The following is a 9,651-nucleotide window of genomic DNA, read 5'->3' on the forward strand; positions in this document are numbered from 1 at the left end:
GTCCAAGTGATGGCGCGCCCGGCGAGTACATCGCTCCTCGCCCCGTCAACCGATACACCTGCTTTACACTTCGTCCCATGCAACACCCCTCGATAGAAGGTGTTGCGACGACCGGTTGAATTCGCCCGGTACGCGAGCCACGAATTTCAGTGCAGGCTGGCTGACTATGGCATGCGTCGCTCTATGAGCCGCAAAGGAATTGCTGGGACAACCCGCCGACGGAGAGCTTCTTCAACAGCCTGAAAAATGAACGGGTTCATGCAGCGCGCTATCGCACGCATCGCGAAGCCGCAGGGGACTTGTTCGAATACATCGAAGTGTTTTACAACCGCAGTCGTCGTCATTCGTCGCTCGGCTTTGTGTCGCCGGCCCAGTTCATGCGAGACTGGCTCGTGGCTCAGCAGGCAACGGATGTAGCTGCATAACCCCGGGCCTCTGGAAGGCGAAAAACAGAGGGAAGGTCACACCCTTGACGCCGCTCGAGCGCGTCCTGCGATCGGCCTCAGTGCCGGAGGCAACCAAACGCAAACTCCGAACCCGATTCAGGGCGCTCGACCCGCTGGATCTGTTGTCCCGGATGCGTGAAGCACAGCAGCACGTTGCGACCTGCAGTGAACGCGGCACATCACCGGCCGAGACAGCGACACCTGACCGCGTTGCCCTGGCGGAATTCCTGGTCAGCCTCGGAACAGCATGGTAGGACGGCGAGGTGAGACCAACTCACCAGCGAAAGGCTGGCGTGCCCCACACATGGCGCAGCCGGCAAGATCCGTTCGAGCACACATGGCCGACGATCAAGCAATGGCTCGAATCTGAGCCCGGAATTACAGCAAGGAAACTGCACGAGCGCCTCGTCGCGCTGGCACCCGCGATGTATTCCAGTGCCCAGCTACGCACCCTGCAGCGCCGCGTGAAAGCATGGAGATCGAACCGAGCACGAGAGCTGGTGACCCGGATACTCGGCGACGCCGATGCGATGAAGGCTGGCGCCGCTACGCAGCGCCAGCCTTCATCGCAAAACAATCGGAAAACGACAATTAGGCTGGAGTAACATCTTCCCGTGAGGCAACGGGGTTCTCATCTTGTTTGACGCGCGGCAGGCGAGGCCAGAAGACCGGCACTCGCCTTGAACCCGATGGGTGACTGGTGCGGATCAGTTCCGCAACCAGGTGAACGAAATACCGGATGCGTCGCGGTGCTTCGCTTCACGCGGGGTTGGCGAAGGTTTCGCAACAACGCAAGGCCGCGCCTTGTGCGTAGTGCTGTACCGCTTTCCAACGGCCTTTCAATGGGTGACAATGCCGCGGATCGGTATCCGAGCCTCGCCGACCTAATTCGCAGGTAGTCTAGTTGACGCAAGACAGTCCGTGCCGGATCGCGTACCGGATCACGTCGGTGTTGTTCGTGATGCCGAGTTTCTGCATCAGCCGCATCTTGTGGGTGCTGATCGTTTTTGCACTGAGCGCGCACACATCCGCGATTTCGTTAAGGCTCTTTCCCGCACAGAGCATTTGCAAGACCTGAAACTCGCGGTCTGACAGCACTTCATGCGGTGGCACGTCGCCGCGGTGCCTGTCGAAGACCATTGCGTCGACGAGCCTCGGATCGATGAAACGCCCGCCGCCCGCGATCTTGCGGATGGCTTCGAGCAACACGGCGGGGTCGCTGTCCTTTGTCAGGTAGCCCGTCGCGCCTGCACGCAGCGCTCGCGACGCCACCTGCGCGTCGTCGTGGATGGTAAGTACCAGCACTGGCAGCGCAGGCTGCTCGACGCGCACGCGCCGGACGAGGTCGATTCCGCTGATGCCCGGCATGGTCATGTCGAGCAGCAGCACGTCGACGGCGCAGCTGCGCAGCTTGTCGATCACTTCCGAACCCTGTGCAGCTTCCGCGGCGACGATCATGTCGACCGTCGTCGCGATGATCTGCCTGATCCCGCTGCGCAAGATCGCGTGATCGTCCGCAATGAGTATTCTGATCATGTTCAGGCACTATTCCACGAGCGCACGCTTCTGATCGGCGCTGGCCGCTCGATCAGCTCATCAATCAGATCGGCCAGTTCACATAGTGCCTGAAACTCTGATTCGTCGAGTTGGTCGACGTGATAGAGCCGCAGATCGCGCATGGTTTCGCCAAGACGCTTAAGCATCTTCGGCGTGCTGTCGAGCAACGGCCAGCAGTGCATCAGATACGCAAGCAAGGTCACACGACGCGTCTCGCACCACTCATCGAACAGTCGTAGACAGACCGAATTAATTTCCTCGACGGCGTTCTCCCGCTCCGACAGATAGGCGATCATGATGCACCGGTTTTCCAATTGCGCTTCGACGACTCATAGTCAGCGACCAGAATCCCTGTCACATTCAGCGGAAGCTGGAAAAACGAGGCGCGGCATCCTGATTTTCGAATCAGGAAATCCTTACCCGGTACCCCGGCTTCTTGCGCTTGCGCGCTTCACCCGTCTTTAATCTGCTTTATATGGCATTATTCAATGCTGGCTTCATGATGTTGCGCTTTTACACAACCCGCAGCATCTTTGCAATACCCCCATCCGAACAAAGCCCAATCGACGTAACACGGCGGCGGAGCCGGGGAAGCGACGCCACCGTTTTTGATTCGGCGGCCGGTCTCTATACGCTGGTGTGAGTGGTGGAGGATATAAGGGCCCGGTTCATGGTCCGCGTGCGCTCGTTCCCACGCCACGTCGGGTGTCCCGCGACATGTCGCTCCCCGCGACGGCACGCCGCGGGCCGGTTGTGAGCAGTTCTCCTTGTGAGTGTGTCAACTACAGTGTAAACTGACAACTGAAATGTCAGCCTCACGTTTTCGCGCCCGCTGATCATGAATGGACGAATGGCCAATGCGCCGGTCTACTATGCCTTGCTGCAGGCGCAGTTCAACCCGATCCCGGCGATGGAAAAATACGCTGGGGAAGTGCAGGATCTGCTGCGCCGCGACGGGTATACGCTCTTCGAAGAGCAGGCGATGCCGCAACTGGAGTTCGTCTTCGAAGCTAATGACGCACCGCCTGTCCCCAAAGTCGGGACCCTGAAGGTCTGGCGGATGACTACGGCAGACCGTACGTCCAGTTTCGTGCTCAGCCCGACGTTCATCGCCTTTCATACTACCCACTACGACACGCGCCGACAGTTTTTGCCAAACGGATTGCGCGGGCTTGAACACGTTCACAAGGTTGTGGGTCTTGATCATGTGAGTCGCCTAGGTCTGCGGTACCTAGATGCTGTGCAGCCGCGCGAGGCAGAGACGGTCGATCAGTATCTTGCTGGCGGCCTGCGCGGCGTCCAGTTTGGTGCGGTCGAGCAATCGGCATCGAGCGAGCAGGTATTCGAGACGCAGCCGGGGGTTTTGGCTGACCGGGGCATCCTTGTGGCGAGGGTGCATCGCGCCGTGGCTCCGCTTGGATTTCCGCCGGACGTAGCACCGCACGGACTCGTGATTAAAGACCGGTTCGCGAAGCAGGAGCCGCAGCGTCATGCGGTCATCGACACGGACCATTTCGTTCAGGGGCGATTTCCGCTTGACTTCGCGTCGCTCGCGAGCCAGCTCGAGGCATTACACCGAGATATCCGCCGGGCGTTTGAGGCGATCATTACGCCTCATGCCCTAAAGGCTTGGTCGTAAAAACTAATCAGGAGACGGACATATGCAATCATCATTGCCTGCGTTTGGCGCTGCGAAGCATTACCCGGTGATGTTGCGGCCGTTCATTGGGACGGGGTCTGCATATCCGCTTGAGAATGTAGACCGTTGGAGCGGGTACCTTTCACCTCGATCAGGACTCTTTGTCAGCGATGACACGGCGGTGCGGTCGCCGCGCAGGCGCCCGCGCGCGGATATCCGGACGGCGAAGGAACATCTGGAAAATGTCCGCGCAGTGCTGAATCCCGCTATTGGCGATCTTGCGGTTCTCTTCGATGTGTCGCGCCAGGCGATCTACAAGTGGCTGTCCGAAGAGTCGATGCCGGACGTGGACAGGCTCGCGCGCATCAGGACGTTGAGTCAGATCGCTGACGCGTTCAAGGCGGCAGGAGTCGCGCGCGCGTCGAGTCTCCTGAAAATGAAAGCGTTTGAAGATCGCTCCCTGTTCGACATCCTGAAGGCCGGGGAGGACAGTTCGGCGGCCGTGGAGACTTTGATTGAAGAGGCTCGGGCAATGGAGCGATCCTATGCACTCTCAGGTCTTTCGAATACCGCGGCTCCAGCCACAGCAGACTGGCAATCGGATGTTTCGATTCCAGGTGCTGCCGAGGATCGCTGAGGGGGCGGGATGCCGGGACGTGACAGTGCTTGGCGGCAAGGCAGTCTCATCGTTGACGCTCATGCGTTGAACCTCGGACTCGTCTTTGATGACGGCGGTCAACATCGCGTCGTTGTCATCTCGCACGACTGCGATCTCGCCAACGACAGGGAGCCCTTTGTCGAGTGCATCGTCGCGGACATCGTTGCGACGGCGGAGCCAACGTTCACTCGTGCCCGAAACGTACGCCGGCTTCATCTCTCCTACACCACGGGGGAAGGGGAGACGCTCGCGCTTGAACTGCGTCACGATGCCCGAAGCGTGGTCGGTACGGCGATGTTCGATGCGATCGCTGCCAATCCGGATGCGTCAGTCACACTGAATGCCGACGAGAAGAGGGCACTCAAGCAATGGCTGGCCGCGCGGTATGGTCGTCCGGCTTTCCCGAATGCGTTCGAGAATCGCCTTCGCCGAAAACATAAGGGCAAGACGGTTGAGCAACTGACCGGCAAGCTCCTCGAGCCATACAACGCCCATCTGGTGGGCGTTTTCTTCGACCTCGACACAGCGCGCTTTCAGGACCTCGAAGACGGTGAGCCTTACTTCCTACGCATCACCGTTGCGTATGACGCTACAGAAGGGGGGCGGTTGCGCGTGCTGCAGACGAGAAAGCGGCCAGCGAGATTTCCGAACTATTCACGAGCGTCTATGGCAAGCCAGAGGAAGCTAAGGAAATTGCTCTTGAGAGGAGTGTCGCCGTCGCGGATACACATCTCTCGCTGGCAGATCTTCGACGGGTTGATCAGTGGCGCCTCGAATACATCAGTCTTCGAGCGGATCCGCCTGAAGATTTTCTGGCTGTCGGCGAGACACCTGCATAGGGTACGCGACGTGGACCAACATCGTCCGATGACCATGTACGGATATCGTATGGAAGACCCACGCATCGGGAAGCGACAGGCAAACTGAAACAGATCGTTTTTTCATTAGTATGCGAGGGGCGGTCCCTCCGCCCCTCTCGATGCCGCAGTCTACGAAACCTTTGAAAGTCCGTCGTAGTTCATCAACTTCCTGAACGGAATGCGGCCTAACGAGGAGTTGAAACGATACCCTTCCAACATCCCGCAATCCTCGGCGGTCTTGAAAAGCACCAGCAGTTCCTCGATCGAGGAAACGCCCAAGAGAATACAAAGAGCCGGCTGATACTTTTTCGACTCTGCCTTCGCAAAACGGTTGTGGTGCAAATAGCGCTCAAGGATCGACCAGACGAACGTCAGCCACCAGCAAACATCCGCAAAGTTCCAGATTACTTTCCTTCGTCAACAAGGTCCACGTTTAGTTTGCTTTTCCGGCAAGTAAATCTATGGTCCGCCCCAGTTTTGCAACCCCTGATGCTTGATGTCGAGTTGGCTTGCCCAAATCTATCCGGCGTCGATGTGGGGACTACTCCCCGCGCCTCGATGAAATTCGCGCCTACGGATCCTTTAAAGTTGGGCGGCTTTCAGAAGCCTCTTTACTTTCCAGGTTGTTCCACAGGCCGGTGTGCCGTTCACGTCATCAGGTTTCAGTCGTCGCAAAAGCAGAGAGGGAATTGCTGCTGATACTGTGTTTGTTCAAGCCCGCTGGCTCTGGAACTCAGAATCAAAAGTGCTATGACGGGCAACGATCGCCCACGCGGTCCGGGCCAGCTTGTTGGCCAGCGCACACGCCACCACGTTTGTGTGGCGTCGCGTCAGCAGCGCGCGCGTCCATTCCGCGAGGCGACCGGTTTGCTTCTGCAGGCGTTGCATGTAGGCTCGGGCGCACTGGACAAGGAGACACCTGAGGCGTTTGTCGCCGCGCCGGCTGATCCCGAGGAGATTGGATTTGCCGCCCGTGCTGTACTGACGTGGAACCAGGCCAAGTGATGCCGCAAAATCGCGGCTGCAGGCGTACTGCCTGCCATCACCCATTTCTGCGGCAAGCACGCTTGCTGTGACCGGCCCGACTCCCGGAATGCTCATGAGCCTTTGTCCGACATCGTCGTCGGCGAGCTGCTGCATCACCTCGCGGTCGATCTCATCGATCTGCTGCTGCAGGTACTTGAAGTGCTCGTGGAGCCGTTCGAGGATCGCGACTAGCCGGGGTGGCAAGGAATGGTAGTTGAGAAGCTCCGGAAGACGCACAACGCCAGTCTTGCCGACCGGCAGGCTGACACCAAACTCGAGCAGGAAGCCATGCATCTGGTTGATCGTTCGGGTGCGGTCCCGCACCATCGATTCGCGCACGCGATGCAGGACAGAACGTGTTTGTTGCGATTCAGTCTTCGGCGTCACGAACCTCATCGTTGGTCGTGATGCGGCTTCGCAAATCGCCTCGGCATCTACGAAGTCGTTCTTGTTTGACTTCACGAAAGGCGCCGAGCGCGGCGGCCTGTTCTGAGCTGGGTGCGTCGATCCCGAGCGAACGCTGGGAACTCCGCGGTCCAGGCAAGTGGACTGGGCTTCGCTGCGGAAACCGGTTACATCGGCGCAGCGCGGCATGCCGCGCGGGATCGCCGGTTACCAGTCGATGCGGTGCTTCTCTTCTGTTTCGCGATGCCGCTGGTCATCGTCGGCGTGCAGATACAGGCTCGTGGTGGTCAGCGACGCATGGCCAAGGTTGTCGCGGATGAGCCGCAGATCGACGTCGCCGTCGGCCATGTGGGAACCCGCGCTGTGACGCATCCAGTGCGCCGAGGCGCGCTCGAGCTGCGCGGCGCGCGCAGCGTACTCGTCGCCGCGCAGGCGCAGCTTTTTCGCGGCGCCGCCAAAGATGGCCTTGACGATGGTGTGCAGCGCCGCGCGCGTGAGCGGTTTCATGGATTTTCCGAGTGGCAGCACGAGCGGCGTGTCCTCGTGCTGCGCGGGCATCAGCGGCAGCCCACGCTCGCGGCGGTAGCGGCCAAGCTCGACCATCATCTCCGCGGAGGCGGGCACGAGCCGGTCCTTGTCCCCCTTGCCCGTGACCTCGAGCCACCAGCGCTCGTGCCCGTCGGTGTCGCGCCGGCAGAAGAAGCAGCCCATCGTGTTGCCACTGACTTCCGAGATGCGCAGGCCGGCCAGATAGAGCAGGGTGAACAGCCAGCGCGCGCGCCAGTAGCGTTCGCGTTCGCGGGCCGTCTCGCGAGGCAGCGAATCGATGTAGACCTTGACCTCCTGCCACAGGTCGCGCTCCAGAAAGCGCGTGACGCGCGGCGCTGAGCGTCGCGCGCGCTGGCGTGAGAGCGACAGCGGGTTGCCGCCCAGATAGCCCGCACCGACGAGCCAGGAGAAAAGGGCGTTGAGGATGACCATCGCCTGGCGCTGGCTGCTTGGGGCGAGCGGCCCGTGAAACGGGCGCCAGCGCGGATCCTCGCGCGAAAACTTCCGGCCGCTGCCGTTTTCCCCACCGCTGACCCACCGCGCGCGCGGCTGCGGGTCCGCGAGGAAGCGCTGGTACACGAGCAGATCCTCGTGCGTGAGCGAGGACAGCGGCTTGCCGAGCTGGACGATGGACCACAGCAGCAGCCGTTCGGCTTCCTTGCGGTAGTTCTCGAAGGTGGTTTTCGTGTCGGCGACGCGCGCGAGCCATGCGCGCACGGCCGCGAGGTCGTCATCGGCGGCGATCTGGCGGCGGCCGGTGGCGCGATTGACACCGGTGTGGCCGTCGAGATCATCGGGCAGTTCGAGGACGTCGAGCGGGCGCGGCGCGATGAGGGCCGTTTTCATGGGATCCGGTGGTCTTGGGGTGTCACGCGTTCAGTGTCGCACCTCTCGCAGTAGATTTCAACATTATAAAAATAATGTCAAAAGTTAATGAGGAAACAGTAGAAAAAAGTCAAACTACGCAGTAATATTACCTCTCAAAATCGCGGAATGCTCATGTCTGACACCGTTCCTGATGAAAGCCGCCTCCAGGCCGAGATCGAGCGCCTGAAAGCCGAATTTCCGCATACGCGCGATCTCTATCGGGAGGCCTGCGCGCTGCTGTTTTTCCGCTTCGGCGTCACGCCGACGGCGAACCGTCTCTATCAGCTCGTGCGCCGCGGCAGCATGAGTACGCCCGTCGCGGTGCTCAACGCGTTCTGGGCCGACCTTCGGGAGAAAAGCCGCGTGCGCATCGAACACGCCGAACTGCCCGGGGAACTGCGTGACGCGGCAGGCGACCTGGTGGCCATACTCTGGAAGCGTGCTGCCGGCGCGGCCGATGACGCCCTCCAGGCGCTGCGGACCGAAGTCGAAGCCGCGCGGCTCGCCGCCGAGGCGTCTGTCACGGCCGTGCAGGCGGATCTGGCGCGCACCGAAACGGCGCTTGAGCAGCGGACAACCACGCTGCTTGCCGCCCAAGTACGCATCCAGGAACTCGAGCAGGCGCAGGCTGCGGCCGCGGCGACCCGTCACGCGCTTGAAGGCGAGCTGGAGCGCGCGCAGCAGGCGCTACGCGAGCGGGACGCCGCTCTGGCGCAGGCCCGCACCGACTTCGCCGCTGAACTCGACAAACAGCGGACCAGCACCGAACTGGCCGAGACCCGTTTGCAGGCCGCGGAGAAGCGCGCGCTGCTTGAGATCGAGCGCGAACGGGCCGCGGCTACGCGTCTGCAGCGCGAACTTGAAGGTGTACAGCAACGCGCGTCTCGCGACGGCGAGCGCGCGCAGGCCGAGATCCATTCATTGCAGGCGCAACTGGGAGATTTACGCCATTCGACGGGTATGCTGGAGGGGCGATTTGAAGCGATGCGGGCGAGCCACGAGGCCCAGGCGCAGGAGCTGGAATTCCTGCGGCAGAAAGCGTCCGGTCCGGGCAGTGCCGCACGCCGCGCTCCGCGCCGCGCGGGCCGGCAGTCTGCCGGGCCTGTGAAAGCTGTACGCAAGTCCGGCGCGAAGACATGAGTCGCACAGGACGCGGTCGACGGAAGGATGTCTGCCCGGACATCGGCGTGCTGATGCGCTATGGGGAGCGAGTGGTGCGGGTGGTGGCCGAAGCGCGCGGTCAGCGCGTGATCATCGAATCACTTGACGAAGATGGCCTTGCCTTCCGGAGCACGGTGAAGTGGAAGAATCTGGCGCCGCTTCTAGCGCAGCTGTTCTGAGAATGTGGTTGCCGCGCTGACGACTGAGAATGTGGTTGGTCAGAGCCCTTTCGCGGACCGGTACAAGTCTTACTTCTGGAATGGATCAACTTTCACTTCGCCGGACGGATTCATCACCGGGCTGTCGGGATGCTGTTCTTTTTCGGTCATTGGTCTCGTCGTGTCAAAAAACGGGCAGAGAGGTGGCGCCGCTTGTTCGGGCAGGGTCCCGAGATTTTTAAGTGGAACCACCGGGGCGTTCATGCTGCCGATTTGATCGCAGGCAGTGTCGCGAAGTATGCCTCATCCGGCGTGCGGTCTTCCA

At 60.9% G+C, this 9,651-nt stretch carries 10 protein-coding genes and 2 pseudogenes; 7 read left to right on the forward strand and 5 right to left on the reverse strand.

The genetic code is table 11. The features are described from left to right. Positions 1-123 precede the first annotated feature (123 nt). Together VSR82_RS38875 and VSR82_RS38880 are read left to right on the forward strand one after the other, a co-directional pair. Positions 124-425 (forward strand): annotated as a pseudogene (locus VSR82_RS38875) (IS3 family transposase); the annotation flags it as partial. Between the two features lie 314 nt (positions 426-739). Then, the gene (locus VSR82_RS38880; protein ID WP_498858805.1) at positions 740-1,051 is read left to right on the forward strand and encodes a hypothetical protein; all 312 of its coding nucleotides are present in this window, start codon (positions 740-742) and stop codon (positions 1,049-1,051) included. A 295-nt stretch (positions 1,052-1,346) separates the two neighbouring features. On the opposite strand, the gene VSR82_RS38885 is transcribed toward VSR82_RS38880, so the two are convergent. After that, complete coding sequence (locus VSR82_RS38885; RefSeq protein ID WP_498858806.1) at positions 1,347-1,982, reverse strand: response regulator; 636 nt, start codon at positions 1,980-1,982, stop codon at positions 1,347-1,349. Between the two features lie 2 nt (positions 1,983-1,984). Then, on the reverse strand, positions 1,985-2,299 hold the full coding sequence (locus VSR82_RS38890) for a hypothetical protein (RefSeq protein WP_018437938.1): 315 nt from the start codon (positions 2,297-2,299) through the stop codon (positions 1,985-1,987). A 554-nt stretch (positions 2,300-2,853) separates the two neighbouring features. Between VSR82_RS38890 and VSR82_RS38895 the strand changes: the two genes are divergently transcribed. Genes VSR82_RS38895 through VSR82_RS38905 form a run of 3 tightly spaced genes read left to right on the forward strand, consistent with a single transcriptional unit; the run spans position 2,854 to position 5,227 of the window. Next, positions 2,854-3,642 carry a TIGR04255 family protein gene (locus tag VSR82_RS38895; protein ID WP_498858807.1) on the forward strand — a complete coding sequence of 263 codons (789 nt, stop codon included), beginning with the start codon at positions 2,854-2,856 and terminating at the stop codon, positions 3,640-3,642. A 22-nt stretch (positions 3,643-3,664) separates the two neighbouring features. Next, positions 3,665-4,279, forward strand: a complete 615-nt coding sequence (locus VSR82_RS38900; RefSeq protein ID WP_498858808.1) for a hypothetical protein — start codon at positions 3,665-3,667, stop codon at positions 4,277-4,279. 9 nt (positions 4,280-4,288) lie between these two features. Next, the gene (locus VSR82_RS38905; protein ID WP_498858809.1) at positions 4,289-5,227 is read left to right on the forward strand and encodes a hypothetical protein; all 939 of its coding nucleotides are present in this window, start codon (positions 4,289-4,291) and stop codon (positions 5,225-5,227) included. Positions 5,228-5,871: 644 nt separating this feature from the next. Here the strand turns inward: VSR82_RS38905 and VSR82_RS38910 are convergent. Continuing rightward, a pseudogene (locus VSR82_RS38910) lies at positions 5,872-6,654 on the reverse strand (IS110 family RNA-guided transposase); the annotation flags it as partial. Positions 6,655-6,798: 144 nt separating this feature from the next. Further along, a complete protein-coding gene (locus tag VSR82_RS38915; protein WP_498858810.1) occupies positions 6,799-7,986 on the reverse strand; it encodes a tyrosine-type recombinase/integrase in 1,188 nt (395 codons plus the stop codon). 153 nt (positions 7,987-8,139) lie between these two features. Here VSR82_RS38915 and VSR82_RS38920 point away from each other — a divergent pair, with 153 nt between their 5' ends. Both VSR82_RS38920 and VSR82_RS38925 read left to right on the forward strand, forming a co-directional pair. Further along, the gene (locus VSR82_RS38920; RefSeq protein ID WP_498858811.1) at positions 8,140-9,147 is read left to right on the forward strand and encodes a DNA-binding protein; all 1,008 of its coding nucleotides are present in this window, start codon (positions 8,140-8,142) and stop codon (positions 9,145-9,147) included. Beyond that, positions 9,144-9,347, forward strand: a complete 204-nt coding sequence (locus tag VSR82_RS38925; RefSeq protein WP_176112529.1) for a hypothetical protein — start codon at positions 9,144-9,146, stop codon at positions 9,345-9,347. The genes VSR82_RS38920 and VSR82_RS38925 overlap by 4 nt, the downstream gene beginning before the upstream one ends. A gap of 69 nt (positions 9,348-9,416) precedes the next feature. Here VSR82_RS38925 and VSR82_RS38930 read toward each other — a convergent pair whose 3' ends face one another. Further along, positions 9,417-9,590, reverse strand: coding sequence for a hypothetical protein (locus VSR82_RS38930; RefSeq protein ID WP_498858812.1), 174 nt, complete (start codon positions 9,588-9,590; stop codon positions 9,417-9,419). Between the last annotated feature and the right edge of the window lie 61 nt (positions 9,591-9,651).

It is taken from the genome of Burkholderia sp. JPY481 (genome assembly GCF_038900515.1).
Taxonomy (GTDB): domain Bacteria; phylum Pseudomonadota; class Gammaproteobacteria; order Burkholderiales; family Burkholderiaceae; genus Paraburkholderia; species Paraburkholderia youngii.

What these genes read in the sequence shown, in the direction of transcription:
- VSR82_RS38885 (WP_498858806.1), bottom strand. Translation starts at nt 1,982, where the DNA reads ATGATCAGAATACTCATTGCGGACGATCACGCGATCTTGCGCAGCGGG.
- VSR82_RS38890 (WP_018437938.1), bottom strand. Translation starts at nt 2,299, where the DNA reads ATGATCGCCTATCTGTCGGAGCGGGAGAACGCCGTCGAGGAAATTAAT.
- VSR82_RS38895 (WP_498858807.1), top strand. Translation starts at nt 2,854, where the DNA reads ATGGCCAATGCGCCGGTCTACTATGCCTTGCTGCAGGCGCAGTTCAAC.
- VSR82_RS38900 (WP_498858808.1), top strand. Translation starts at nt 3,665, where the DNA reads ATGCAATCATCATTGCCTGCGTTTGGCGCTGCGAAGCATTACCCGGTG.
- VSR82_RS38905 (WP_498858809.1), top strand. Translation starts at nt 4,289, where the DNA reads ATGCCGGGACGTGACAGTGCTTGGCGGCAAGGCAGTCTCATCGTTGAC.
- VSR82_RS38915 (WP_498858810.1), bottom strand. Translation starts at nt 7,986, where the DNA reads ATGAAAACGGCCCTCATCGCGCCGCGCCCGCTCGACGTCCTCGAACTG.
- VSR82_RS38920 (WP_498858811.1), top strand. Translation starts at nt 8,140, where the DNA reads ATGTCTGACACCGTTCCTGATGAAAGCCGCCTCCAGGCCGAGATCGAG.
- VSR82_RS38925 (WP_176112529.1), top strand. Translation starts at nt 9,144, where the DNA reads ATGAGTCGCACAGGACGCGGTCGACGGAAGGATGTCTGCCCGGACATC.
- VSR82_RS38930 (WP_498858812.1), bottom strand. Translation starts at nt 9,590, where the DNA reads ATGAACGCCCCGGTGGTTCCACTTAAAAATCTCGGGACCCTGCCCGAA.